25 protein-coding genes and 1 other annotated feature are annotated in these 26,832 nt (G+C 41.5%); of the genes, 6 read left to right on the plus strand and 19 right to left on the minus strand.

The annotated features are described in order from the left end of the window. Positions 1-563: 563 nt before the first annotated feature. From ACFPU1_RS08475 to pulA, 4 genes are all read right to left on the minus strand, one after another. Positions 564-1,406, minus strand: coding sequence for a YtnP family quorum-quenching lactonase (locus ACFPU1_RS08475; protein ID WP_385940106.1), 843 nt, complete (start codon positions 1,404-1,406; stop codon positions 564-566). 86 nt (positions 1,407-1,492) lie between these two features. Next, positions 1,493-2,143 carry a tRNA (guanosine(46)-N7)-methyltransferase TrmB gene (gene trmB, locus ACFPU1_RS08480; protein ID WP_385940108.1) on the minus strand — a complete coding sequence of 217 codons (651 nt, stop codon included), beginning with the start codon at positions 2,141-2,143 and terminating at the stop codon, positions 1,493-1,495. Positions 2,144-2,336: 193 nt separating this feature from the next. Next, positions 2,337-3,179, minus strand: a complete 843-nt coding sequence (locus ACFPU1_RS08485) for a phosphotransferase (protein ID WP_385940110.1) — start codon at positions 3,177-3,179, stop codon at positions 2,337-2,339. Between the two features lie 102 nt (positions 3,180-3,281). Next, positions 3,282-5,450 (minus strand): type I pullulanase, encoded by a 2,169-nt coding sequence (gene pulA, locus ACFPU1_RS08490; RefSeq protein WP_385940112.1) that lies wholly within the window; start codon positions 5,448-5,450, stop codon positions 3,282-3,284. Positions 5,451-5,628: 178 nt separating this feature from the next. Between pulA and purU the strand changes: the two genes are divergently transcribed. Then, the gene (gene purU / locus ACFPU1_RS08495) at positions 5,629-6,501 is read left to right on the plus strand and encodes a formyltetrahydrofolate deformylase (protein WP_385940114.1); all 873 of its coding nucleotides are present in this window, start codon (positions 5,629-5,631) and stop codon (positions 6,499-6,501) included. 43 nt (positions 6,502-6,544) lie between these two features. Here the strand turns inward: purU and ACFPU1_RS08500 are convergent, their stop codons facing one another. The 5 genes from ACFPU1_RS08500 to ACFPU1_RS08520 all read right to left on the minus strand — a co-directional run bounded on the left by ACFPU1_RS08500 (position 6,545) and on the right by ACFPU1_RS08520 (position 9,970). Next, positions 6,545-7,522 carry an NERD domain-containing protein gene (locus ACFPU1_RS08500; RefSeq protein WP_385940116.1) on the minus strand — a complete coding sequence of 326 codons (978 nt, stop codon included), beginning with the start codon at positions 7,520-7,522 and terminating at the stop codon, positions 6,545-6,547. Between the two features lie 121 nt (positions 7,523-7,643). Then, a complete protein-coding gene (locus ACFPU1_RS08505) occupies positions 7,644-8,333 on the minus strand; it encodes an LrgB family protein (RefSeq protein WP_385940118.1) in 690 nt (229 codons plus the stop codon). Further along, positions 8,314-8,694 (minus strand): CidA/LrgA family protein, encoded by a 381-nt coding sequence (locus tag ACFPU1_RS08510; RefSeq protein WP_385940120.1) that lies wholly within the window; start codon positions 8,692-8,694, stop codon positions 8,314-8,316. Before ACFPU1_RS08510 ends, ACFPU1_RS08505 begins: the two co-directional genes overlap by 20 nt. Then, positions 8,694-9,275 (minus strand): RNA 2',3'-cyclic phosphodiesterase, encoded by a 582-nt coding sequence (thpR, locus tag ACFPU1_RS08515; protein ID WP_385940122.1) that lies wholly within the window; start codon positions 9,273-9,275, stop codon positions 8,694-8,696. Before thpR ends, ACFPU1_RS08510 begins: the two co-directional genes overlap by 1 nt. A gap of 26 nt (positions 9,276-9,301) precedes the next feature. Continuing rightward, positions 9,302-9,970, minus strand: a complete 669-nt coding sequence (locus tag ACFPU1_RS08520) for an HAD family hydrolase (RefSeq protein ID WP_385940124.1) — start codon at positions 9,968-9,970, stop codon at positions 9,302-9,304. 135 nt (positions 9,971-10,105) lie between these two features. Between ACFPU1_RS08520 and cysK the strand changes: the two genes are divergently transcribed. Further along, positions 10,106-11,038, plus strand: coding sequence for a cysteine synthase A (cysK, locus tag ACFPU1_RS08525; RefSeq protein ID WP_054636383.1), 933 nt, complete (start codon positions 10,106-10,108; stop codon positions 11,036-11,038). A 43-nt stretch (positions 11,039-11,081) separates the two neighbouring features. On the opposite strand, the gene pepV is transcribed toward cysK, so the two are convergent. Continuing rightward, positions 11,082-12,497, minus strand: coding sequence for a dipeptidase PepV (gene pepV / locus ACFPU1_RS08530; protein ID WP_385940126.1), 1,416 nt, complete (start codon positions 12,495-12,497; stop codon positions 11,082-11,084). Between the two features lie 261 nt (positions 12,498-12,758). On the opposite strand from pepV, the gene ACFPU1_RS08535 reads away from it, so the two are divergent. Beyond that, the gene (locus ACFPU1_RS08535; RefSeq protein WP_083465399.1) at positions 12,759-12,977 is read left to right on the plus strand and encodes a DeoR family transcriptional regulator; all 219 of its coding nucleotides are present in this window, start codon (positions 12,759-12,761) and stop codon (positions 12,975-12,977) included. A gap of 199 nt (positions 12,978-13,176) precedes the next feature. Here the strand turns inward: ACFPU1_RS08535 and ACFPU1_RS08540 are convergent, their stop codons facing one another. From ACFPU1_RS08540 to ACFPU1_RS08560, 5 genes are all read right to left on the minus strand, one after another. Continuing rightward, positions 13,177-13,908 carry a pseudouridine synthase gene (locus ACFPU1_RS08540; protein WP_385940128.1) on the minus strand — a complete coding sequence of 244 codons (732 nt, stop codon included), beginning with the start codon at positions 13,906-13,908 and terminating at the stop codon, positions 13,177-13,179. A 2-nt stretch (positions 13,909-13,910) separates the two neighbouring features. Then, a complete protein-coding gene (locus ACFPU1_RS08545) occupies positions 13,911-14,582 on the minus strand; it encodes a hypothetical protein (protein ID WP_054636381.1) in 672 nt (223 codons plus the stop codon). 84 nt (positions 14,583-14,666) lie between these two features. Then, positions 14,667-15,839: a putative lipid II flippase FtsW gene (gene ftsW, locus ACFPU1_RS08550; RefSeq protein ID WP_385940130.1), complete on the minus strand. Its 1,173-nt coding sequence runs from the start codon at positions 15,837-15,839 to the stop codon at positions 14,667-14,669. 206 nt (positions 15,840-16,045) lie between these two features. Further along, complete coding sequence (locus ACFPU1_RS08555) at positions 16,046-17,677, minus strand: putative polysaccharide biosynthesis protein (RefSeq protein ID WP_385940132.1); 1,632 nt, start codon at positions 17,675-17,677, stop codon at positions 16,046-16,048. 158 nt (positions 17,678-17,835) lie between these two features. Continuing rightward, positions 17,836-18,240, minus strand: a complete 405-nt coding sequence (locus ACFPU1_RS08560; RefSeq protein WP_385940134.1) for a secondary thiamine-phosphate synthase enzyme YjbQ — start codon at positions 18,238-18,240, stop codon at positions 17,836-17,838. A gap of 181 nt (positions 18,241-18,421) precedes the next feature. On the opposite strand from ACFPU1_RS08560, the gene ACFPU1_RS08565 reads away from it, so the two are divergent. Further along, positions 18,422-19,708 (plus strand): BaiN/RdsA family NAD(P)/FAD-dependent oxidoreductase, encoded by a 1,287-nt coding sequence (locus ACFPU1_RS08565; protein WP_385940136.1) that lies wholly within the window; start codon positions 18,422-18,424, stop codon positions 19,706-19,708. A gap of 294 nt (positions 19,709-20,002) precedes the next feature. On the opposite strand, the gene leuS is transcribed toward ACFPU1_RS08565, so the two are convergent. Then, positions 20,003-22,420: a leucine--tRNA ligase gene (gene leuS, locus ACFPU1_RS08570; RefSeq protein ID WP_385940138.1), complete on the minus strand. Its 2,418-nt coding sequence runs from the start codon at positions 22,418-22,420 to the stop codon at positions 20,003-20,005. A 107-nt stretch (positions 22,421-22,527) separates the two neighbouring features. After that, positions 22,528-22,752: a binding site (T-box leader), on the minus strand. A gap of 92 nt (positions 22,753-22,844) precedes the next feature. After that, entirely contained in the window at positions 22,845-22,985 is a 141-nt protein-coding gene (locus ACFPU1_RS08575; protein WP_385940140.1) for a hypothetical protein, read from the minus strand. A 247-nt stretch (positions 22,986-23,232) separates the two neighbouring features. Here ACFPU1_RS08575 and mnmL point away from each other — a divergent pair, with 247 nt between their 5' ends. Together mnmL and mnmM are read left to right on the plus strand one after the other, a co-directional pair. After that, positions 23,233-24,204 carry a tRNA modification radical SAM protein MnmL/YtqA gene (mnmL, locus tag ACFPU1_RS08580; RefSeq protein WP_385940141.1) on the plus strand — a complete coding sequence of 324 codons (972 nt, stop codon included), beginning with the start codon at positions 23,233-23,235 and terminating at the stop codon, positions 24,202-24,204. Continuing rightward, positions 24,201-24,776, plus strand: coding sequence for a tRNA 5-(aminomethyl)-2-thiouridylate-methyltransferase MnmM (gene mnmM, locus ACFPU1_RS08585; protein WP_385940143.1), 576 nt, complete (start codon positions 24,201-24,203; stop codon positions 24,774-24,776). Before mnmL ends, mnmM begins: the two co-directional genes overlap by 4 nt. Positions 24,777-24,807: 31 nt before the next feature. Here mnmM and ACFPU1_RS08590 read toward each other — a convergent pair whose 3' ends face one another. Together ACFPU1_RS08590 and ACFPU1_RS08595 are read right to left on the minus strand one after the other, a co-directional pair. After that, positions 24,808-25,863 (minus strand): tetraprenyl-beta-curcumene synthase family protein, encoded by a 1,056-nt coding sequence (locus ACFPU1_RS08590; RefSeq protein WP_385940145.1) that lies wholly within the window; start codon positions 25,861-25,863, stop codon positions 24,808-24,810. 69 nt (positions 25,864-25,932) lie between these two features. Further along, positions 25,933-26,715, minus strand: coding sequence for an alpha/beta hydrolase (locus tag ACFPU1_RS08595; RefSeq protein ID WP_385940147.1), 783 nt, complete (start codon positions 26,713-26,715; stop codon positions 25,933-25,935). Positions 26,716-26,832 lie beyond the last annotated feature (117 nt).

Raw genomic sequence — 26,832 nt, forward strand, 5'->3', positions numbered from 1 at the left:
TCTGGTGAAATAACCATAAAAAAACAGGAAGCTTCTGCTTCCTGTAAACTGTTAAGACTTTCTCCATAGCATTTTATTGATTGATTAACCTATTATTCAAATTTATAAGGTATAATTAGTCGACTAAAAAGTCCACACTCTCCATTCACTACAGACGGACGCTGTCCGCGGCCAACGCTTCAGCTTCCTCGGGAACATCGCCCTGCGGGATCTTCAGCTGTTGCTTTTCCCCCAGGAGTCGTCGTCTTTCGCTTCTCCAAATCGTGGTGAAGTCATGTGGAAGTTTCGTTTACAATTTTTTACCTGGGGTGAATGCCATGTTACATCCATTCAGAGAAAGAATTGAATTAAAGGTAGTCTCCATCGATCAATTAGTGCCAGAAGACAACTTACTATGAGTAGTAGACCTAGGGTGTAAGGTGGTTTGCGATCTTCTTTACCTACAACAAATTCCCGAAAATAAATTTTTTACGGAATGAGAAACCCCTCTGCTTTAGAAAAGCAGAAGGGGTTTCTCGACATTCTGACAAAAAGCTTCTGCTTCCCATTTTCCCGTTGTTCTTTTATATTTCCCTTGTAATACTCCTCTTTATTTCTCCTTGTCCATCAAATTGAATGGCTCTGTACTTATAATCATGATAAAAACTAAACCATGCTTCGTTGTTATACCCAATATCCATCCATTTTCTCTTTGCTTCAATTGAATCCATTGGATAATCATCAAATGCCATGACCCAGAGCACATTTTTATGTGCATGAGTACCCATGATATCGGCCATGTGAATGAGCATGTCCTCCCCCTGTTCAATCGTAACAATACTGTGTCCTGCACTATGACCACCCGTATGGATCATCGTTATGCCCGGCAGCACCTCTGTTTGCTGTTTGAACGTTTGAACCTGATGTTCTATAGGCTTCCAATTTTGCTCCCAGTATGTATTTTTTGATCGAATATTAGGGTTTCTTGTTTCCTCCCACTCTATTTCTGAAGTATAGATTACTGCATTTTTGAAAAAAGGTACATCTTTTTCTTCTTCTTTATGCACTAAGCCGGCACAATGGTCAAAATGCATATGAGTCATTAACACACCATCAATGTCGTCCGGAGATAGTCCCATTGTGTCCAAACCTTCTATGATAAAAGATTCTTCAGTAATCGCATAATTTCTCAATTGCTTTTTTGAAAAACGGTCGTTTCCAAGTCCGGCTTCAATTAGAAAGTTCTTTCCCTTGCCTTGAACCAAAATAGGATCAGACCTGAGTTCAATTTGATTGTTTTCATTTGCTGGATACAACTTTGACCATAGAGGTTTTGGCACAACACCAAACATGGCTCCGCCGTCCAAATGTGTGACTCCTCCTTGAAGCCATGTTAACGTATAATCTCCAATCGTTAATTGTTCCACTTGCTCTCCTCCTTTTGAACTCGCTTACATTTTTACGTGGTGCTCTCTAGTACTTATTTCTCCGACTCCATGCGAAAACCCTCCTTTTATGTAGAGGAGGGTTTTTCAAATTGAGCTTCTAAACGATAAATTCTATAATTTTTCTTGGAGAACTTTTCTTCATACTCCGTCATTACATTGTCATCCCAGCTGCTTTTATGCAGATCCAGGCTTACATTTTTAAGAATCATTCCAAAGCTGGACATACTTTCAATAGAATATTCAAACAGCCCCTGATTGTCTGTTTTAAAATGAATTTCCCCATTGTTTTTTAATACTTTTTTATACTTACTCAGGAAACCCTTGTAGGTTAATCGTCTTTTTTCATGTCGTGCTTTTGGCCAAGGATCAGTGAAATTTATATATAGTTGGTCGATTTCATTTTCTTTAAAATAATCAAAGAGGTTATTTACATCGGCATGGATGAATGCAAGATTTGTGGGCTTACTTTCTACTGCTTTCTCGACACCGGAAACGAGAACACTCTCATATTTTTCGACACCTATAAAATTAATATTAGGATATTTTTCGCTCATATCCTTTAAAAACTTCCCTTTGCCAGTTCCTACTTCTACATGAAGGGGATGGTCGGTCCCAAAATGCTGTTTCCACGATTGGATATCATCAGGGTTAGTGATGACATACTCAGGATGCGACTGTAAGTATTCCATAGCCCATGGCTTATTCCTAAGTCTCATTTTGATTTCCTCCTTTTGGTACGTGTTTTCTAAGAACCTCTCTCCATTGCTCTTTCGTGCCCGCCTGTTTATTTCCATGTTAAGGATGAACATATTTAAAATATAAAACAGGAGATGACAGACAAAAAACCTCCTGGTATTCAGGAGGACACAGACTTCCGACAGAAAATGATTCTATTCCCCGGGAAATACATTATTTTTCAGGGAATAAGCGATTGGACGTTAATAGTTTTCTTAATTCTTTATTCCATCTTTCGATTTCCTCAGTTTCACCTTGCTGGAGATGGAAAAGCAATGCAGATAATGCATGAGAAATAACATACCAATGCATTCTCACTTCAAGCTGATCATCAAGTATAACGCCATATGACTTAAGCCATACTCCCCACTGGCTTTTGGGAAGATATTCATAAAGAAGTAACCCAAGATCCAACGCGGGATCTGCAACAGTTGCCCCGTCCCAATCAATAAGATAGAGATGCTCTTTTTCACTAATAATCCAGTTATTATGGTTGATATCACAATGACACACGACCATTTCAGGAGGAGCAACTTTTTCTCTCATTGAAGAAAGGTAAGTGACAGCTTCCTGGAGCATCGGGTGAGAAAGTCCTCCATGAAGAATCTGATTCTGCAAATCTTCCACAATGCTGGCAGGTGTTAAAGGTTCGTTGCCTATCCGCTTAAACATATCCAGCAGTTCACTTGATGAATGGATTTTGCTTAACAGCTTTGCAACATCTACCCTTGTCATTTCATGAGCACTTAACTCCCGTCCATAAACCCATTGTTGAGCGGTAATCACATCTCCATTTTCCAACCGTTTTGTCCATAACAGCTTTGGTACAATTCCTTCAGCAGACAACACAGCTAAAAAGGGAGATGAATTTCTTTTTAAGAAAAGCTTCCTCTCTCCATCATGTGCTATGTACGCTTCACCAGTGGCCCCTCCGGCTGGTTCTAGATCCCAACCTTCTCCAAGTAGCGGTTTCAATAACTTCACCCTCGTTTTCATATAGTAATCCGTGTTTTTCATGACGAAATCCTTTATACATTATTTGCCGTAACGGGCGTGGAGAATATAACCTTAAATGTTTATTATATAATGAAGCAGAGTCAATAAAAAGAGGACTCTGCTTTATCGATACAATATCGTAGCACTTATTGCCGGAACAGCAATAGTACTGCTGTCAATTGTTTTTAATGGTATCAAACTTGCTCTTTGATCGTCAACGATAACTTGACAAGATTTGATACCTTTCGGCAAAGACACTTCTACCTTTTCCCATGCCCCATTTAAAAAGACAATCAGTTCTTTAAAATCTTCTTCCTCCGAGAGTCTCTTAATATGAAAGCCGACCACATGCGGGGGTGTCTGAATATAAGAAAACCTCTTTTGAATTTCTTCCTGATCCTTTAATCGCAGAGCTGGTATTTCTTTTCTAATTTTAATAAGTCCTTTTACGTACTCCACAGTCTTACGGTATTGCTTTTTCCTTTCCCAATCCATTTGGTTCAGCCAATCGGGAGCATTGTAGCTGTTTACATGCCCATGTTTTGTCCTGCAAAACTCCTGACCCGCATGAATAAAAGGAATACCCTGAGCGGTGAGCACAGCGGTAAGGGCGAGCCTTTGCATCTTCTCATACAGTCTTTCATTTGCTTCTGGCACGGAAACTTTCAATTGATCCCACACCGTCATATTATCATGACATTCTATATAATTAATAGATTGAGCAGGATCTGTAAACAAAGAAGGATCTCCAGCTTGCAGTGGAATGCTGCCGTGCATGTATTTCTCTACTTCAATTTCTGCTTCTCTCTTCCCATTAATGAAGCCCCGTTCTTTTATATTAAAGGAGCTTCCCTTCATCGCTTCTCGAAAAGCATCATTAAAAAACCCAATCCCTTCCAAATGTTTCCCATGGGCCATAATCGCTTTTTCCTCATAGGGAATAGGTGTAGGCATATCCCACCCTTCCCCGTAAATAAGAATAGAAGAATCGATTTGGTTAGCTGCCTGCCGGACGGCCTTCATCGTTTTTATGTCATGAATTCCCATTAAGTCAAAACGGAACCCATCAACTTGATATTCTTCTGCCCAATAGGTAATACAATCCACAATGTATTTCCTCATCATTGCCCGTTCAGAAGCCGTGTCGTTTCCTACTCCTGTACCATCTGATGGTAAACCATGTTCATCATACCTGAAGTAGTACCCTGGGACGAGCTTTTCAAATGGAGAATCTTCTTTTATATAAACATGATTGAATACAACATCAAGCACTACTCGAAGTCCAGCTTCATGGAGTGTATGAATAAGATTCTTAAGTTCCTCTATACGTGAAAAAGGATTATTGGGGTCTGTAGCATAACTTCCTTCAGGGGAAAAATGGTGGGTAGCATCATACCCCCAATTATAATTCATAAACGGACGGTTTTCATCCACACTTCCAAAATCATTAACGGGAAGAAGCTGAACATGTGTAACACCCATTTCAATAATATGCTCAAGAGCAGTAGTAATGTTTTCTCTTTCTATTCTCGTTCCCCGTTCTGCCAGCCCGCTGTATTTTCCTTTTTCCCTCACTCCACTTTTGAGGTGGGTAGTCATATCTCGCACATGAGCCTCGTAAATAATCGCATCAACAGGAGATATGAATGGCGGGCGCTCAGGCCTTAATAAGTCTTCAGATTTACGAATAACCGCTCCGTGGCGTCCATTTGCGGTCAACGATTTAGCATAAGGATCAACCGTTTCATGCCAGACTCCATTAACAAATACCTGGTAAGTATATAATAGTCCCTCATGGTTGCCTTTTAGTGTATATCTCCATACTCCCTTCTCTGTTTTATTCATTAACAGACTGATTTTAGGGCGAGATGCTTCAGCATTGTATAAAAGCAGAGATACCTTTTCAGCAGTAGGCGCCCAGACGGCAAATTCCGTATAAGACGGTCCCCATACTGCTCCAAGGTCATTCCCGTGGTAAGCATACAACCTGTCAAACTCTTCTGTTCTCACAGCTGAGCCCGACAGTACCCGAATGCGGGCACCTGAGGGAGTAATAACAAAATACCCTTCACCCATAACAAGAGGATAATCGAGAGTAAAGATAAGCCTGTTTCCGGTAATAGAGAAAGAAGCAAGAATATCAGTGTCCCTGTTGCTGTTCTTTTGCTTTTGAACCAGCTGCCACTGTGTTTCTTCAATTGGAGAGGTGCTTTCCACCACTATTTTTGAAAGGGTTTCAAACCAGGCCTTAATACGTGCATGGCTGCTTTTTTTTTGCAGATCTGTTTTCATTGGCTTCCCCCTTGTTGAAATCATTGGATTATTTCCGGCTGCCTATGTCTGTGGTGAACATAAAGCATCAGTCCTCTCTAGAAACTGTGCTTTATAGGAACGGGCGCTTTTTTTTCAACATAAGGAGTGGTATAGTATAACCCGTAACTGATACAAGAGAATAACGGAGGATAGAGAAATGCTACAAAGTAAGAAACAAGACCGTGCGAGAGTATTAATATCATGCGCTGACCAGCCAGGCATTGTCTCAGCAGTTTCAAATTTCTTATATAACTACAATGCTAACATTGTTCAATCTGATCAATATAGTACCGATCCAGAAGGCGGTATGTTTTTCATGAGGATTGAATTTGACCTGGAAGACTTTGATCACAACTTCCCTTTGATTCAAGAGCGTTTTAGTGAGGTTGGAGATCGTTTCGATATGAGCTGGCGAATTGAAAGTGAAAGAAAGATAAAAAGGATGGCAATCTTTGTCTCCAAAGAAGATCACTGCCTGTTGGAATTGCTTTGGAAATGGCGTTCTGGGGAACTGCAAGTGGATATCCCTGCAATTATCAGCAACCACCCAGACTTACAAGCTACTGTAGAATCGTATGGCGTCCCTTTTTATCATATTCCCGTTAACAAAGGAAATAAGCACGATGCTGAAGAGGATGCAATAGAATTATTAAAAAATCTGGACATTGACTTCATTGTCCTCGCCAGGTACATGCAGATTCTTTCACCACAGTTTGTATCCCACTTCACCCATAAAATTATTAACATCCACCACTCGTTTTTACCGGCTTTTATTGGAGCTAATCCATACAAAAAAGCCTTCAATCGAGGGGTCAAACTTATCGGGGCTACGGCCCATTATGTGACTGATGACTTAGATGAAGGACCTATCATTGAACAGGAAGTTCTTCGGGTAAACCACCGATACTCTATTGCCGACTTGAAAATTGGAGGCCGTAATGTTGAAAAAATTGCGCTTGCCAGAGCTGTAGAGTGGCACAACGATGACAAAGTCCTCGTTCATGGTAATAAAACAATTGTATTTAGCTAATGAAGAAAGTCATCTCTCTTTTCAGGGAGACCGACTTTCTTTTTTATTTGTTATTTCCATATCCTTCAGAAAAGGAAAGGTGATCATCAGGATTTTCCTTATCCTCCGTACTTTCTCTCTCGCAGGCTACAGTATGAGTATGCTTTAATAAGGCAGCTGCTGTCTTAAGCTGCAGTCCTTTGACAGGAGAAGGATGTCGCTTCATTTTAGTAAGCCATTCGGGATAAGTCCGTTTATCAATCATTTCTACCTTGGTTCCCGCGATTTTATTATCAATCATGGATGAAGGCGCAAGTACTCCTTGCCTGACAGGCATAAAAAACCCTTCTTCTTTCATAACTGCCTTTATAATTGCTGACATTCGATTTAGAGAGAGTAAAGGGCTAAGCCTTTTTTTTCTTTCCTTATCAATGTACTCATTCCAGAAGCGGTCAGATGATGCTTCAAACACACTATGATCTTTGCCTTCAAGAACAGATAAACACCATACTTCAGTGGGTGACAAAATAATAATTTCCATTTCTACTGGCGCACCCTTTACTACGAAAACTGGATAATACATGAAAAAGTAATTATCAGGAAAATCTCGTAAAAAATCCCGAAGACGATAATCATACCTATAGCGAGGATGTACTCTTGACTCTTCTAATAAAGATGAGCTGGCCCACTTTAACTGAGATTGAAATAACTCATAATAAAATATTTCCCTGATATCTTCTTTTGTTTTCCCCTTTAAGTAGGAGAATGAAGAGTCTTCTCCCGCACCATCTTCTTTAGCAGGCTTTCGAAGCTTTTTTACTTTTTCAAAAGTCTTTGCTACAAACCCTTTATTGACGTCTTCAAACCAGTCATCGTAAACATCTTCTTTTTTGCTCTCAAGCCTTGTTGTATTTACCTGGATCCAGGAGCCTTTTAAAAGCTCCCACCGCTCTTTTTTTAAACGGGTAAACTGGCTCGGATATCTTTGTAAATCTAATTGGTACCTGGAAATGTAATCGTCTAGCTTAATCAAGTGAGCCACTCACGCAACCTCCAACGAAGTTTGTTTCAATTCAGATTTTCCTCATTATACCATACTGTCCTTTAACTTTTGATCAGCCAGATACTAAGAACCTTGTTATTTCTTCTCTGGCAGCCGCCAATCAATATAGAAAACTTATGATAAGCGGGGCTAAGATGGAAACAACAACTGCGCTTAACGTCATAGCAATGGAACTTGCGGCGCCCTCTTTTTCGTTATTTTCCAAAGCTTTCGCAGTGCCAATGGCATGAGATGCAGCACCAAGGCCTATTCCTTTTCCAAGAAAATGATCAATTTTACATAGTTTGAATAAATAACCTGAGAGGACAACACCGCCTATCCCTGCTACCACGACAAACACAGCTGCCAGGGGTGGGGCGCCGCCTATTGAAGCTGCAACTTCCATTGCCACCGGAGTAGTTACAGACTTGGGTACTAACGAAAACAAAAGAAATTCTTCAATACCAAATAACCTTGCTAAATAAATCCCTGACAAAATTCCCACAAAGGCTCCCAGCAAAACTCCACCGATTATTGGCCAAAAATATTTTTTTAACATTTCCGCCTGCTTATAAAGGGGGTAGGCGAGTGCCACAATAGCAGGACCTAACAAGCTTTCAATCCATTGCCCGCCAATCATGTATGTATCATAGGATATATCGGTAATTAAAAGAAAAATTACAATCAGAAATGTAGAGCTTAACAGCGGCAGCATAAACGGGCTTGGAAGCATCCGGTACAAAGATATCCCCAGCCGGTATGTAACCAGGGTAGCAGCCACAGCAATCAGACTAATCCACCATTCGTTCAAGCTGTCTCTCCCTCCTTTTAGCTAGTATTTGACTGACCAATGATGAAACGACCATTACAATCACTGTACTAATAAGCGCTACAAAGATCAGCAGCACTCCACCTCCAGAAAGAACATCCAGAAATTCGATAATGCCAATCGTAATGGGCAAAAACAATATTGGCATATGAGAAAGGAGAGAGACTGCTCCTCTCTCCACCATTTTAGGAGTCAATACTTTTGTAAAAAAAAGAAACAGCAGGAGAAGCATTCCTATAATACTTCCTGGTATCACTAAATTAAACAATTCCTGAATCCAGCTTCCTAATACATAAAAACCATATAAAATAGCAATATGCAAAATCGTTCTGATAACGTCCATTATTCCTCCTCCACGTTCCCAAAAGGAAAGGTGGCTATGATCTCGTATTTCGGTGTCCGGTCTAAGTGAGTCCGAAAAAGAACACAGTTTGTCACCTTCCATGAGCTAGAAGTTAAATCTTTTTCAATTTGAGATTCTTCCACATGTTTTTGATAAGACCCTTCCCCTTTCCACTTTCTGGAAAGTGTGATGTGAGGACGAAAGGGCTTGTTGTCAAAAGTAAAATCAAGTGTCTCACAGGCGTGAACAACCTGCCGCTGCAGGGTGTGAAGTTCTTTTGGCTCTGTTACACCCGCCCAGAATATTCTAGGCTCATCTTTTTTGCCAAATGTTCCAACTCCTTTTAAAGCCAGGGAGAAAGGGGGGATATCCTTAACATATTCTCTCACCTCTTGTTTCACCTTCTCAATTTGTGAATCGGAGCTTCCTCCTAAAAAAGCCAATGTAATATGGTAATCCTGAGGATGTACCCACTTTTTAAATAATAAGGTTTGAGAGTGTCGCTGCTCCATCGTATGAAGCTCTTTCCTTGCGTCCTCAGAGACAGTCAGGCCGATAAAATAATGTGGATGCTGTGCCAAGGGGCATTCCTCCTTTACATTTTGACTTAACATATTTTGTACAATTCATTTAAGTGCTGGATATGTGATAAGAGCTTTACCCCTTTTTCTCTTATCTCTTCCCTTTGTCCTTTATACAATATAAAGGGGACATCTGCTCCGTTTGCTGCTTTCCCGTCAATCCAGGAATCCCCCACCATAAGCCACCCTTTTGCAGGAATAGCAGGATTCTTTTTTAAAACAGACATGACTGAGTCAGAGGATGGCTTTAAAGCTTTCATTTTATCTCTGCCTATGATGTCCTTAAAAAGGTGGTCCACTCCTGTCCTTTTTAAAGCATACTCGGCTGAGGCTGTGGCATTGTTAGTAACAACCACCACATGATATTTTTTGGTTAAAAGGTAAGAAAGAACCTCTTTTGCCCCAGGCTCTAAGGCCGCTTCTTTCATGCCTTCTTTCTCACATTCCTCAACACAGGCCAGCATTTCCTCAACCATTGCATGGTTACCTGTTTTGTTTCCTTGCTTTTTTCCCCATTCTATCATTTCAGCAGGAGCGGCAGTGTCTGGTGAAAAAAGCGTAGAGCCTTCCTCATAATATTTGGTTACAACTTGGAAACAATCCTTTCGCATTCTTTTAAAATCTATCGTAGAGGATAATAAGGTATTATCCATATCAAACATAACTCCTTTATACACTAACAACACGCCTTTCATTTTGCTTACTCTTTTCTTACGCCAGATCAGGGGATAGAATTTGTAATTTCAATTATGATAAAATATTGAAGAATATACAAACTAACAGTGTTCTTCATCGTTATAAGATGCTGCATCAAAGAAGGAAGTGAAATAATGAGAGTGGTCAACAACATGTCGGACCTCGTAGGACATACTCCTCTTCTAAAACTGAATAGATTACCCGGCAATACCGGCGCCTCTGTATACCTTAAACTGGAGTTTCAAAACCCAAGTGGCAGTGTGAAAGACAGAGCAGCTAAAAATATGATTGTTGAAGGAGAAAAAGCCGGACTTATAAATCAGCATACAACAATTATTGAACCAACTTCAGGAAATACAGGAATTGGCTTAGCAATGAATGCATCTGCAAGAGGCTATCGTTCCATTCTTGTCATGCCTGATACGATGTCCTTGGAAAGAATAAACCTTCTGAAGGCATACGGGGCAGAAGTCGTGTTAACCCCAGGAGATTTAAAAATGCCCGGAGCCATTGACAAAGCTCACAAGCTGGCACAAGAAATACCCAACAGCTATTTACCTATGCAGTTTGAGAATGAAGCCAACCCAAATGCTCATCGAAAAACAACGGCTGTGGAAATCAAAGAAGCAGTAGAAGAAGATATACAAAAGCCTTTAAGTGCTTTTGTAGCAGCTTCGGGAACAGGAGGCACAATTACGGGAACAGCCGAGGAATTAAAGAAATTTTTTCCCCGTATGACTGCTCATGTAGTGGAACCTTTTGGGTCTCCTGTTCTATCAGGAGGTAAACCAGGGCCACATAAACTTGTAGGCACCAGCCCAGGCTTTATCCCTCCAGTCCTGAACCAAGAGGTTTACGATGAAATTTTCAAAATAACCGATGAAGATGCCTACCAAACCACACGGGAACTTGCCGCAAAAGAGGGAATACTTGTTGGGCCGTCCTCGGGTGCAGCGTGCTTTGCAGCATTAGAAGTAGCTAAACGTCTAACCCCAGAGGAAACAGTCGTTGCTATCACCTGTGATACAGGAGAACGTTACTTATCAACAGACCTGTTTGAGTTCTAGCCTGGTTCTAATAAAGGAAGCGCCCGGTTCTCGGGCGCTTCTTTTATTTTTTTGATAGCTCGTACAACGCTTCCGCATAGATAGCTGTGCACTTCAATAAATCTTCTACAAAAATATGTTCATCCCTTTGGTGTGCCACTTCTTCTCTCCCTGGGAAAAGAGGGCCAAAAGCAACGCCAGAGGTCATAGCTCTTGCATAAGTTCCCCCTCCTATCGCAATAGGAGACGACTTGTCCTCTGTGTACTTTTCATATACTTTTTGGAGAGTTTGAACTAACGGGTCTTCAGGATCAACAAAATGAGGGCCTTTGTGAGCCGCCACATCTATTTTCATCTCAAACTTCTGGGCGATGTGCTCCAATTGAGCTTTAATTGTCTCGTAAGACGCTTTTACGGGGTAGCGAATATTTACACCAAGCTCATCTGTCTCTTCATTGTACCGGACCAGTCCTGGGTTGATTGTCAAATGGCCGCTTACCTCATCTTCTATTTCGATACCGGCTTTTTCTCCTACAAAATCGGAAAAATGGGTACTAATGAGTTCGACAAACGACCCTCCACGTTTATCCATTGGTACCTTATTTAGAAATTGGGCCATTAATACGCCAGCATTGATTCCTTGCTGAGGAAGAGAGCCATGTGCGGCTTTACCTTCGAGTGTTAACACCAGTGTATCTCCACTTCTTTCCTTCCTGCCTGTGACCTCTTCTTTTTTCAGGAAGGATTCAAAACGTTCAGCCATATCTGATGCTTTCTGTTCGCTCTCAGCCGTAATATGAGCCTCCGCCTTCTCAGGCACCATGTTCAAGCGGTGACCAGCATTAAATTTATCTAAATGGAAGTCAGCTTTCCCATCTTTTGATTTGCTTCCTGCCCCCTTAAAGAAAAAATCACAAATGCCCTTTTCTGCGAATATAACAGGGAACTCAGCATCAGGAGCAAAACCTGTATCAGGTACTGGTTCCTCTTCAAAGTAGCGTTTGACACATCTCCACTCGCTTTCCTCGTCCGCCCCGATGATTAACCTTATGTTTTTTGATAGTGGCAGTTCAAGATCCTTAATCAACTGCAGAGCAAAATAGGCAGCCATTGTCGGTCCCTTGTCATCAATCGCCCCGCGTGCAATGAGTTTGCCGTCTTTAATTACCGGGCTAAATGGATCATTAGTCCATCCGTCCCCTGGTGGCACTACATCAACATGGCATAGCACTCCTACAGTTTCTTTGTATGAACCATAATGTATATGGCCCGCATACCCTTCTACATTTTTAGTGGAAAACCCATCTTTCGTCCCTTTTTCTAATATGTATTCCAGTGCTTCTGCAACTTTTTTTCCAAAAGGAGCGTTCGGTGCTGCCGTCGTTTCGTCCAATATGCTTGGAATAGAAAGAAACTCACTTGTTTCACTTAAAATTTTTTCTTTTCTTTGCAGGACTTCGTCCATCCAATTTATAGTCATTTTTTTCATCCTTCCTGAATTATAAGTTGATTTTTTTGCCAAATGTTCGGAATTATTGTACAATAAAATAGTAACCAGGGCTATTGATAAGACTATTGGCTCTTGTGCATACGCTTTTCTATTTTGTCCCATAAAATATGAGTCATATGCATCAGGACAAAAGAAGAAGCATGTTAGAGCTCCTTATCAATATAGTAATAAAAAGAGAGAGGCCCAGGTAACAGGTTGTTCCAACCATAAAAAAGGTTAAGGAGTGGTTTTTTGAGAACTTCAACCGACCGTATGCTTACCCGAATTAAGTCCATTTACCTCTATATTAAGAGAAGGGGGTCAGTGACAACCAGGGAATTGGTTGATGAGTTCGGTATCACCCCGCGCACCATACAGCGCGACTTGAATGTTCTGGAGTATAACAACCTTGTCCAAAGCCCGTCACGAGGGACCTGGACCACAACCAAAAAGAAAACAAAAGTATCCTGATTACAATACTTGTTACGATTCTTATATATATTCCGGCCGTGTGGCCGGTTTTTTTTGCTTGCACTTTTAACAGATTCAACCTTTTGAAACAACTACACGATTATGGATCACCAGCTCTCCCCCAGCCTATTTTCTCTTTTTTTGAGCATGAGATAAATCCAGGTCTGTTCTGAAAGAAACGCAAAAATGGACAATAAAATTAATCCACGGGTTTCTGGTACGCTTCTTCAAGAAGCTTTTCTACATCGTCCTTGGCCATTTCACGGTACTCTCCTGGCTCAAGATCTTCATCCAATGGCAAGGAGCCGATGTGCGTACGCTTAAGCTGCAGCACCTTTTTTCCCACTGATTCAAACATACGCTTCACTTGATGAAACTTGCCTTCTGTTATGACCAATGTAATTTCATTAGGCTGACCATTTTCTTTTTGGCTTAATACGGCCGGCTTTGTTTTATAGCCATCGTCTAAATAAACCCCGTCGCGAAATTCAAGCACATCCTCTTCTGTTATCGGCTTGTTGATAAGCGCTTCATATGTCTTGGTTAATCCTTTTTTCGGTGAAGTCAGAGCGTGTGAAAATTTCCCATCATTTGTAAGAAGAAGGAGTCCTGTTGTGTCTTTATCAAGTCGCCCTACAGGAAACATTCCACGTACAGCATCTTCAAATTCAAGGAGATCTATCACTGTTTCCTGGACTTCATCCTCGGTTGCTGAAATCACACCAGCGGGCTTATTCATCATTAGATAAATATATTCCTGATATTCAATAGGCTCCCCAAATACACTGATCTCCTGTTTTTCAGGCTCTACATGTTCATTGCCGCCTTTAGCAGGGACTCCGTCAATTAAGACACCTCCTTGTTTCAGCATTTTTTTTACTTCTTTTCGGCTTCCATAACCAATGTTAGCCAGTAATTTATCTAATCGCATTCCTATCTCTCCTCACCTTCGCTCGTTAGCTCCTCAAGGACTTTCTTGGCGAAATGGCCATGATTACCTTGTAAATACGATTTAATTACCCCTCGAGGAATTTGAGTAATAATCTGCTTTGCTGCTTCATCAGGAAGAGAGGATTTCTCCAGCCTTTTTTGCAGAGAATAGATCATTCTCATTGCTTCTTCAGTCGAAGCCTTATTTGCTTCAAGGACATCTTCTTCCTTTCCTTCTATTACTTTAAAAGAAGAAGAAAGCCAGTCCTCCAGCCCTTTTCTTTCCTCCCGGTAACCCCTTGGAATAACAAATACGCCGCCACTTCGGTCTTCTATTGATTGTAGGGCATGGCCTGCGAACTTGCATGGGACTACCTTCAATCCTTGAGCTAAAGGCTGGACTTCACTTTGCATCATTGCCGTTGCTGTATGGTATATAATGGTTCCCTCTTTAAAATAACTGCCGTATTTTGTAAAGAAAGACTCATAAGCTTGCGGAGGCAGACACAATAGCACACTGGAAAATAAGTGAAAATTTTCCGGTCCGCAGTATATAAGATTAGCCTCTTGCTCTTCTTTTATTTTGCTTTCAGTCCGATTATAAACATTAACAGGATCATTGTTTTTTGAGACAGCTACCGCTCTTCCCAGTTTCCCGTATCCTACCAGTAACAATTTACACCCTCCTCTTCTTAATCATGAATCCTAATGAATGAAAAACGCTGTCCGCCTTTGGCTGACAACGTTCTTTCCGAATCCTTATAGGTGATGCGCTTTAGCCTGATGAGGCTTTTTAGAATAATGAGCAGGCTCTTGTTCAGCAAGCCTTTTTTCCTTCGAATTCTCTCTGGAGATGTTTGCTAATATACCTGCTGCGACTAAAGATACCAAAAGAGATGATCCGCCATAACTGATAAAAGGAAGGGTAATCCCTGTAATAGGAAGAAGTCCTGTTACTGCCCCGCCATTAAAAATAGCCTGACTCATCATTTGAAATATAATACCCAAAGCAAGCAGCGTTCCAAATGTGTTCTTGCAGCGAATTCCGATCATAAGTCCTCTAACAGCTATAACGAGGAGACAGATTAATAGAAACCCTACTCCCAGCATTCCTAGTTCTTCAGCTATTACTGCCAGAATAAAGTCAGTGTGAGGCTCCGGAAGATAATGAAGCTTTTGTACACTTTGCCCTAAACCCGTTCCGGTTATTCCGCCGTGAGCGATGGCTATATATGATTGTACTAACTGGTAGCCGCCAGCATCACCAGCAAATTCAAAAGGATCTCTAAAGGCTACTAAACGCTGGACCCGGTAAGGAGCCTGAAATGCCAGCCAGGCTACAACAACAGCAGAAAGCCCCCCCAGCACAGCAAGGTGACGGAAACGAGCTCCTGATAAAAAGACAATAATAACGGTCACCAGCAGAATTGCTGTGGCTGTCCCCAAGTCCGGTTGAAGCATAATTAATGTAAAAATAAACACTACCACTACTAATGGGGGGATAACCCCTTTAATAAATAAGTTGATATATTGCTGCTTTTGAGAATAGACTTGAGCTAAGTATATGACAATGCCAAGCTTTACAATTTCAGAGGGCTGAATTCGAAATGCCCCTACTCCCAGCCACCGTTGAGCTCCATTTACTTCTGATCCCACCAGCAGGACGAGCACAAGCATAATGATAGATGCAGTTATAATAAAAGGAGTCAGCTTACGATAAAAACGGTAGGGAAAATGCATCACCACAAAAAATAAAAGAGTTCCTACGATAAAAAATATTAATTGTCTCTTAAAAAAGTACGCAGGATCATCGGCAAGGTCGATTCCCAGTGGGTAACTGGCACTGTAGACCATGATAATCCCGAAGAAACTTAATAAAAAGACAGCTCCTATCAGAATCCAGTCAAAATCCTTATACCTTTCTAACTTCATGGCCTCCCCCAATTTCTCCCAATCTATCCACAGATTAACGACCTGTAGTTTGTCTTATTATATCACCCTGCATCACTTAGAGAAAGAGGATGAAGGGGCTATTCATCTATTAACGCTCGACAAAAGGAGTCAGCACATTAGCCCTTTCCCCTGCCTTTGCAAGTGAGCCTCCCTTTTCGTGAACAATAAATGACGCCTCTCATCTCCTATGACTTGTCCCCTGTTTTTAAGATAGAAAAACGATGCCCAAGCACCTTTCCTGCCAATCCTGTTTTCATGCTCGCTGCCAAGTACAGGACTCCTCCTGTAAAGACACTAAATGAAAGAACAAGGAATGCATTAAACCAAGAATCTAACGGAAAGAGGACCATAGCTCCTCCCTGTACAATCCAGACGGCTATTCCCATTACTGCAACAAGCACTGCAATAAGACCGAATCTTTTCACAAGGAGAGTATAGTCGTATTTTGCATACTTTCCTATTGCCCATACATTGATCGTAATCGCCGCAGCGTATCCAATATAAGTGGCCATAATGCTTCCCACAGGCCCCATGATAAATACAAACCAGTAGTTTAATGACAACTTCAAGACTACCCCGGTGGTCAGCGAGACGACAGCAAATTTTTGCAGGTTCATCCCTTGCAAAATTGCTGCGGTTACTGAAAATAATGAAAAGAATATAGCTACCGGTGCATAGTATCTAAGGATATACCCTCCAACGGATACGTCTTCAAAACCAAATAGCACACCAAACGAAGGATAAGATAAAATGGATAAACCTACTGCTGCCGGAATCGACAGAAATAAAATAATTTGGTAAGTCTGCGTGATTTGGCTTTGCAAAAGCTTATGGTCCTTATTTGTAAAGGAGTTTGTAATAGTCGGGATCAAGGTGATAGACATAGCAGTCGCCAGAGCCACTGGGATTAAAATTAATTTGTGTGCTGAACCAGAGTAAGCACCAAAAGCAGTTTCTGCCTCTCCTTGAATAAATGCCCCGGAGTTAATTAATGCATTATTGAAAGAAAAAAGGTCTACCAGCTGAAACAAAGGGATGGCTAACCCTACAAACGAAATAGGAAGTGCATAGGATATAAGCTCCTTGTACATAGAGGGCAAGGAAATATTGTGATCGACAGTACTTTCCTCGATTTTTTTGTTAATTAAATGTTTTCTTTTTTTCCAGTAATACAACAGAACAGCCAGCGCTCCAATTCCTCCGACAAACGCTCCGAAGGTAGCAAAACCAACTGCAGTTCCAAGTTCCCCGTCCCAAATGTAGAGGATGGAATAAGCCATTGATAATATGAAAATAATTCGTACGATCTGCTCTACAACCTGGGATACAGCTGTCGGCCCCATAGATTGAAACCCCTGAAAATAACCGCGGATCACTGCCATAGCAGGGATAATCAGAAGAGCAACACTGACCATACGAATCGTAAATACAACATCTGATAGAGCATTACCGCTTAAATCATCAGGATCACTAATGATCCAGCCTGCAATCGTTGGCGCCATCATAAATAATAAAATAAAAGCGATAAACCCTGTGATCGTCATAAAAATAAGCCCTGATTGAAACAATCGCTGGCCCGTACGGTAATCTCCCAGAGCATTATACTTGGAGATAAACTTGGATACAGCCATCGGCACCCCTAGTGTTGCCAAACTCAACAAGAGAGTGTAGGGAAGGTACCCATACTGGTACAAAGCCATGCCCTGGTTTCCAACAAGCGCAACAAAAGGAAAGACATAGATCATTCCTAAGAATTTAGATAAAAATGTAGACAACGACATGATCATCGTCCCACGTAAAAATTTTGAATCTCCCATTCCTTCATCTCCAATTATGTACTTTCTCTGTAAGGGTTACATGTGCTGCCTTGATAAGATTATAAAAACGCCTAGTAAAAAACATATATAATACGTACAGATCTTCCATACAAAAGAGAGGACAACTAAGTATAATCCATGCCCTCCCTGATTATGGCTTATTCTTCACTCATAACCTTAACATAGACAGTTCTGGTCCGCGGTCCATCAAATTCGCAAAAGTAGATTCCCTGCCACGTTCCCAGGATTAGTTCTCCCTCTTCTATGATTAACGTTTGCTGTGTTCCTACTGTACTCGCTTTTAAATGTGAGGCTGAATTTCCTTCTGCGTGACGATACTTAGAATGATCCCAGGGATACACCTCGTCAAGCCTCATCAGCATATCATGTTTGACATCTGGATCTGCATTTTCGTTTACAGTAATGCCTGCTGTAGTATGGGCTGTATAGACTGTCACAATACCTGAAACTACATTACTTTCTTTGATGAAGTTCTTTACTTTACTAGTTATATCAATCATTTCGTCTCTTGTAGCAGTATTAATTGAAAGTTTTGTTAACATCCTAATCCTCCTCCCCTTTTTTGTATACCCTCTTCTTTCCACAACTTCAACCCGTTTTTTATAAAAATGTCTCAAGTCGCAATGCTCTCTCTCCTTTGTTATGATATCGTTACAATTTATTGTTTAGCAACCATAGCACACTTGGTATGTAATCGTTATACAAGGAAAAGGAGATAGATCGATGAAATATGATGTAATTGTTATTGGGGGAGGGCCTTCCGGGCTGATGGCCTCTATTGGAGCCGCAAAAAATGGTGCAAGCGTTCTCCTTGTTGATAAAGGTAAAAAACTCGGTCGAAAGCTTGCTATCTCTGGCGGCGGACGCTGTAATGTCACCAATAGAATGGAGACAAAAGATCTGATTGCTCATATTCCTGGCAATGGGAAGTTTATGCACAGTCCATTTTCGATTTTTAACAACGAGGATATCATCGCATTTTTTGAAGGAATGGGAATCTCTTTAAAAGAGGAAGACATGGGACGGATGTTTCCGGTAAATGATAAGGCAATAACGGTGGTAAGAACTTTATTGAATAAAATGAAGGAACTTGGGGTAGAGACGTTAACAGACACTCCTGTGGAAACAATCAGGTACAGCGATAAAAAAGTTCTTGGCATCACCCTTCAAAACAAAGAATCAATTGATGCGAATGCAGTCATAATCGCTACGGGGGGCAAATCTGTTCCTCATACCGGGTCAACCGGTGACGGATATCCATGGGCCAAAGCAGCTGGCCATACAATTACAGAGCTTTACCCTACAGAAGTTCCGATTACTTCCGAGGAGAGCTTTATTAAAGAAAAATCTCTTCAAGGCTTATCTCTTCAAGGGGCAGAACTTACTGTGTATAACCCTAAAGGAAAGCCAATTAAGTCTCACCGTGGTGATATGATCTTTACTCACTTTGGGGTTTCCGGTCCTATTGCTCTTCGGTGCAGCCAATATGTTGTGAAAGCATTTAAAAAGTTTCCGGTGGACTCGATCGAAATGGGGATCTCCATAGAGCCTGATAAAAATGAAGAAGATTTTTTTCAGGAATTAATCAAAAGAAAGAAAGAGCTGGCAAACAAAGCTGTTAAAAATGCATTGCGAGGCATGGCTCCTGAACGCCTGCTTTCTTTTTACTTACACCGATCAGAAATTAAGGAATCTGTGCCTCTTGGGGAAACAAATAATCAGGACCTTCGCACACTGGCACAGCTTCTCCATGACTTCCGTTTTCATGTTCATGGTACGTTAAGCATTGAAGAAGCGTTTGTAACCGGAGGCGGAGTTTCCATAAAAGAGATTCATCCAAAACGAATGGAATCCAGATTAAAGCAAGGACTGTATTTTTGCGGGGAAGTTCTTGATATCCATGGATATACTGGCGGCTTTAATATAACAGTAGCGTTTTCTACAGGCTTTACTGCAGGACAAAGTGCCGCTGAGCAGGCTCTCGAGCATAACCAGGGTTCCTCAACATAGTTATTCACATAATGTGGATAACTATGTTACTGATTTGTGGATAATAAATGCCTTACTTTAAGGGTTTCACCCTGTTATTTTTAAAAGTTGTGTAAAATTTTCTTAGTTACCCACAAAGTTATACACAACCTTCATTTATACAAAGTAACATAGGCGTGAGATGATTACAGATTTCTGCTATGGATTTGGCTTAAATTTAGATTGCTCTCTCCCCGTAATTCTGATAAACTTTCACCTCAACAAAAAAGGCTGCCCGCTAAACGAATGTAAACGATTAGCGAGCGGCCTTTTCTCTTAATTAGCAACGATATTTACCAGTTTCCCTGGAACCGCAATGACTTTGCGGATCGTTTTCCCTTCAATTGCACTTTGAATCTTCTCGTCTTCTTTTGCAAGAGCTTCCATTTGATCTCTGTCGGCATCTGCAGGAACAACTGTTTTGGAACGGACTTTTCCATTAACTTGCAGAACAATTTCTACTTCATTTTCTACCAGCATGCTTTCCTCATACGTCGGCCATTCTTGGTAGGCGATGCTTTCATTATTGCCAAGCTTTTCCCAGAGCTCTTCCGAGATGTGAGGTGCTACTGGTGAAAGAAGCTTAACAAAGCCTTCCACATATTCTTTAGGAAGCTTATCCTGCTTGTAGGCTTCATTGATAAATACCATCAGCTGACTGATCCCTGTATTAAAGCGGAGGTTTTCAAACTCCTCTGTAACCTTTTGAACAGCTTTGTGATAAGTACGAGCAAACTCTTTGCTGCCTTCGTCTTCAGTCACAGCATTGCTAAGCTTCTCATCGTCAGTCACAAGCAAGCGCCACACTCTGTCTAAAAACCGTTTTGCTCCATCCAGGCCATTTTCTGACCAGGCAATCGAGGCGTCAAGTGGTCCCATAAACATTTCATACAGACGAAGGGTATCCGCCCCGTGGCTGGTTACAATCTCATCTGGATTTACTACGTTTCCTTTTGATTTGCTCATTTTTTCGTTGTTCTCCCCAAGGATCATCCCCTGGTTATATAATCGCTGAAATGGCTCCTTGGTAGGGACAACACCAATGTCATAAAGCACCTTATGCCAAAAGCGGGCGTAAAGAAGGTGAAGAACAGCATGCTCTGCACCGCCAATGTAAATATCCACTGGCAGCCAGCGGTTCACTTTTTGCTGATCAGCGATTTCCTTACTGTTTTGTGGGTCGATATACCGCAGGTAGTACCAGCAGCTCCCTGCCCATTGAGGCATCGTATTTGTTTCCCTGCGGCCTCTCATGCCTGTCTCAGGATCTGTTACTTCAAGCCAGCCCTCTGCATTTGCAAGGGGAGATTCACCAGTCCCTGACGGTTTGAACTCATCCAGTTCAGGAAGCTCAAGAGGCAGCTCCTCTTCTGGAACAGGAGACATTGTGCCGTCCTCCCAGTGAATAATAGGAATGGGCTCTCCCCAGTACCGTTGGCGGCTGAACAGCCAGTCCCGTAGGCGGTAGGTAATTTGTTTTGTGCCCTTCTTTTCTTCTTCCAGCCACTCGATCATATTTTTAATCGCTTCTTCTTTACCTAATCCGTTTAAGAAACCAGAATTGACGTGGGGACCGTCTTCCGTATAGGCTTCTTCCTCTATGTTACCGCCTTCTACTACTTCTTTAATAGGCAGGTCAAACTGTTTTGCAAACTCATAGTCGCGCTCGTCATGAGCGGGAACTGCCATAATGGCTCCGCTTCCGTAGCTGACAAGTACATAATCGGCAATCCAGATTGGAAGCTTTTCACCATTTACCGGGTTCACTGCATAAGCACCCGTAAAGACCCCTGTTTTCTCTTTTTGAAGCTCTGTACGTTCCAAGTCACTTTTTGTGGCTACTTTTTGCTGGTATTCTTTTACCTTATCAGCCTGCTCTGGGGTTACAATTTCTTCAACAAGCTCATGTTCAGGAGCAAAGACGCAGTACGTAGCTCCGTATAGGGTATCAGGGCGAGTTGTAAATACGGTGAATGACTTGTCTGTCCCATCAATGGTAAAGTTCACGTCTGCTCCTTCAGAGCGGCCAATCCAGTTGCGCTGCATATCCTTGACGCTTTCCGGCCAGTCCAGTTCCTCTAAATCTTCTAGCAGACGATCTGCGTATGCTGTTATTTTAAGCATCCATTGCTTCATGGGGCGTCTTTCAACGGGATGGCCGCCTCGTTCACTTTTCCCGTCTACTACTTCCTCATTCGCAAGAACAGTACCAAGTGCCGGGCACCAGTTAACAGCAATTTCATCCATATAGGCAAGCCCTTTTTTATACAATTGTAAAAAGATCCACTGGGTCCACTTATAATAATTTGGGTCTGTTGTATCAATTTCCCGGTCCCAATCATAGGAGAAGCCTAATGATTTAATCTGGCGGCGAAAATTATCTATATTTGACTGTGTAAATTCTCTAGGGTGTTTTCCTGTATCAAGGGCATACTGCTCCGCCGGCAGTCCAAATGCATCCCATCCCATAGGATGGAGAACGTTATATCCTTGCATTCTTTTCATTCTTGATAAAATGTCAGTTGCTGTGTATCCTTCCGGGTGCCCGACATGAAGACCCGCGCCTGAAGGGTACGGAAACATATCAAGAGCGTAAAATTTAGGCTTTCCTTCTTCTTCTTCTGTTTTAAACGTCTTATTTTGTTCCCAATATTCCTGCCATTTCTTTTCAATGTTTTCATGGGAAAATGCCATGTGTGGTCCTCCTCGAAATTTATAAGTATTTTACTAGCTTTTTATAAAGGCAAATTGTGATTCATGGTTCTTGCACGTAAAAAAACCTCCCATCCCTAGCGTTAAACGATAGGGACGAGAGGCTGTCAATTCCCGCGGTACCACCCTGTTTAGTGCCTATTAAAAAAGCACTCACTTATTCCTCCATAACGCAGAGCTGCGTCAAAAGCTACTAATCCTTTTCGCTTTTGAGACTAAAAGGTGAGTTCACATTGCTCCTTGATTGACTCGCACCAGCCGTCAACTCTCTGATCCCGGATACAATGCTACTAGCCCTTCTGCTACGTCGCTGTCTATTAATGAAATCGTATAACAACTAGCTTTGCTTTACATACTAATACTTGATATTTTATGGATTTACTAAATTCCTGTCAAGGTTGCCGTTTTAAGTATTTTCACCAAATCCAAAAGGATATAAACATAACCTTTCCGGTGTATTGCTGCGGTTTCTTTTTTCCTTGATGAAAGATATCCCTGTTACGTTAATCATCATGCCAATGGTTAAAAGCCAGATCGATTCAGGCATTCCCTCTCTCCCCTATTTCGACTTTCGAATTGATTGTATGGGAAAGGCTAACGTTTAGCAAGAAGGCTTTATTTGTCCACTGATGTGAACAGCAGCCTATTTCTGAAAAATTTTGCTTTCTCTTGAGGCAGCCCATCAACTTTCTCCCATTAAGCAGTCATGCTACAATAAGACGTACTGTTTACTACTAGGACTCTCTTGTCACCAATAAAGGAAGACAAGATTACACTGACAAGGAGAGAAAATAATGTCTATTAATGCTTATCAGAACACTCCTCAGCTATGGGGAGATAAACGTTATCATACATGGAATTATGAGCTTCGCAGCCATTTTGGAGAAAAAATTTTTAAAGTACCTTTGGACGGAGGATTTGATTGTCCAAACCGAGACGGAAAGGTAGCATCCGGGGGATGTACTTTTTGCTCCCAAAGGGGTTCAGGTGATTTTGCAGGTGACCGCAAAGATGACCTACTTACGCAGTTTCATGGGATAAAAGAGCGTATGCATAAAAAATGGAAAAGTGGAAAATACATTGGCTATTTCCAAGCCTTTAGCAACACCTATGCTCCCGTGGAAGAGTTAAGAGAAATGTATGAACTCATTCTACAACAGGAAGGGGTTGTCGGCCTTTCCATTGCCACTCGCCCTGATTGTCTCCCTGATGATGTAGTAGAGTATCTCGCTGAACTTAATCAACGCACCTACTTATGGGTAGAGCTGGGACTTCAAACTGTACATGAAAAAACCTCTCAACTGATTAACAGAGCTCATGATTATGCCTGTTATATTGAAGGGGTCAACAAACTCAGACAACACGGAATCCGGGTTTGCTGCCATATTATCAATGGCCTGCCATTGGAAACAAATGAGATGATGCGTGAAACTGTTCGAGAAGTGTCAAAGCTTGATATCCAGGGGATTAAGATTCACCTTCTTCATCTGATGAAAAAAACCCCTATGATTAAGCAATATGAAAAAGGTCTTGTAGAGTTTATGGACTTTGATGAATATGTAAGTCTTGTGGTTGACCAGCTTGAACTCCTTCCTCCTCAGGTGATTGTTCATCGTCTAACAGGAGATGCACCTGCAGATTTATTAGTAGGTCCGATGTGGAGCATGAACAAATGGAAAGTGTTAAATGCAATAGAAGCAGAATTTCAGAAAAGGGATACATGGCAAGGAAAATACTATCATCCAAGCGAGGTGAGGGGAACGTGAATCTATACCGCATTCTCCCTTTTGCCCGCCATCTCATAGATCTGGTTGTCCAGGAAGGCGATATAGCAGTTGACGCCACTGCCGGGAATGGACATGATACGTTATACTTGGCTGAACGTACAGGTGAAAGTGGCAGAGTCTACAGCTTTGATATTCAGCCAGAAGCGATACAAAGCACAAAGGAACGTCTCAAAAAGGCGGGCTTAGAGACTCACGTCACACTGCTCCAACAAAGTCATTGCAAGGCAGCAGACGTTATTCCCAAGTCGGAACACCTCAAACTAAAAGCAGCTATCTTTAATCTTGGGTACCTCCCTGGGGGCGATAAAACAATCACCACGTCTCCTCAAACAACAATCACCGCAGTAAAAAACCTTCTTAGCATTATGCCTGATGGGGGGTTAATTATTCTCGTCATTTATCATGGCCATGCAGAAGGACAAATTGAACGTGATGAGCTTCTGTCCTTTACTGAAAGCCTGGATCAGCAGGAAGCTCATGTTTTACGTTACCAGTTTACGAATCAAACGAATAATCCCCCCTTTATAGTAGCGATAGAAAAAAGAGGCTGACAGCAGAGTCAGCCTCTTTTCAATTTCTTTTTTATTTAATTCTTCGAAACACCCAGCTATTCACATAAAAGAATCTTGATGACAAGCCGCCAAATCGAACGATTTGTTTGGCTGTTTCTTTCATTTCCTTGTTCAACTGGACTTTATTATCTGTTAGATAAATTGCGATAACTCCCTGGTAAATTAATTGATGAAACTTTTGGTCCGGCAGTCTCTCAATACTGGTTTTCACCTTATCCATAAAAAAGTGCATACGATGCACCATCTCGTCTTCATTTCCATAGTAGTTTATAAAATTAAGTTCATCATCCGCGTGATCCTCTTCTTGATCGATAAAATAATCTAGTAATATATGAAGACCCTGAACAGCAGGAAAGTAGGCATTTTTAATGTTAGAAAAAAGCCAGGGCGTTCCTTCCCCGCGGGCCGCATATCCGGCAAGAGTATATACACCAAGCGTGGAGGCGGTGGCAGAAGAAAACTCATACCATGTTAAATCCGGCATTACGTCTTCATGTTTCTTATACCACTCTTTTAAAAGAGGCTCTCTTTCTTCCTTTTTTACATGCTTATAAACCTGGAGATCCTGATAGTAAGAAGACAGCTCTCTCATATCCTCTTGTGCCATTGGAAAACCAGGAAAGGTTCTTAATGTATTTTGACATGTTTCAATAAGGGAATGAAGGTAACCGCCGTCTTCCTGCTCTTCTCTGTAATAGTAATAGTTTTTAAGCTCTGCACCAGGTGTCAAGGCATCGTCCAAGGCATTATGGAGAGTCCTGAAATCATTCGGGTCCAGTGATTCACTTTGATCACATAAGTTGTCTAAATAATCACAGATTGTCTGGTAGGCTACCATAAACTGAATGACTTGATTTTGTCTCTGACCGGCTAGCAATCCAAAGGCCGAGCCACCCTCACAATGAAAATATTTTTTTGTAAGACTGTCCAATGCTTGCTCTCTCAGTTCCTGGTTAGGAATTTCGCTGGCTTTTTTCTTCCATTCTTTTAAGAAGTAATGAGCGGCTGGTATCGTTTCTTTGTTTAATTTATATAGTATCGTCCATGGTTGAGTTGGAACTTTCAACGTTGGTCCTCCTAAAACTTATTTGTTCATTTAATCAAGATACCATGCTTTGATTCACAAAACTACTGATTACTCTTCCAATCTTGTATGGATAAATCGCATAACATAGCGGAAGACCAAATCCCTTTCTGGTTCGTTCAATAGTTCATGGTATAGCCCTTTCCATTCCTTTAAAGAGCGGTCACTTGTTGTTAGCTGGTTAAACCAGCGATGAGCGGCATATTTATCAACTACATAATCATCACCGGAAACCATAGTGAGAAGAGGAACATCCGGGAAGCGCTCAGCTTCCATCAAGCTGATTCTCATTGCTTTGATTAATTCCTGATACCAGCGGTAACTCACCTTTGTGACCCGGAGTTCATCATTCCTGTAGGCTTCTCTGATTTCCGGGCTTCTCGTTACATATTCTGTGCGAATCCCTGATTCACCGCCCCATGTAGGGGTAACTCTATGAAGAAGCTTCGTTGCCCATTCCTTCATTTTTCCTGGATATTCGTATAAGCCAAGACAAGGGGAAGACAAAATGACTCCCTTCATAGGCATATGCTTCTCCATCATTGAGCGAATCGCAATCAATCCTCCCATGCTGTGACCATATAGAAAAACCGGGAGGTCATATTCAGCAGCCTCCTTATACCAGTTATAAATTGTATCTATATATTGATCAAAACTATCTATATGGCCCCGCTTTCCACGAGTCTGTCCTTGCCCTGGCAAGTCACCTGCTACCACATGTAAACGTTCCTTATTAAATTTATCTATGACCCAGCGATAGCGTCCATGATGCTCGCCAGCCCCGTGAATTATGATTACTACTCCGATAGCATGTTCGCTGTTCCATTTCTTCATTTGGATCGTCCTGCCTTTCTAGAAAGTCGACTTCCCCGTTACTAGATAACAGCTGTCTCTATTCTATTTATTTTACATGTTATTTGCTACACTTACAGTACTATCTTACAAAAAGGA

It is taken from the genome of Thalassorhabdus alkalitolerans (assembly GCF_042656525.1).
In the GTDB taxonomy this organism is placed as follows: Bacteria; Bacillota; Bacilli; order Bacillales; family Marinococcaceae; genus Thalassorhabdus; species Thalassorhabdus alkalitolerans.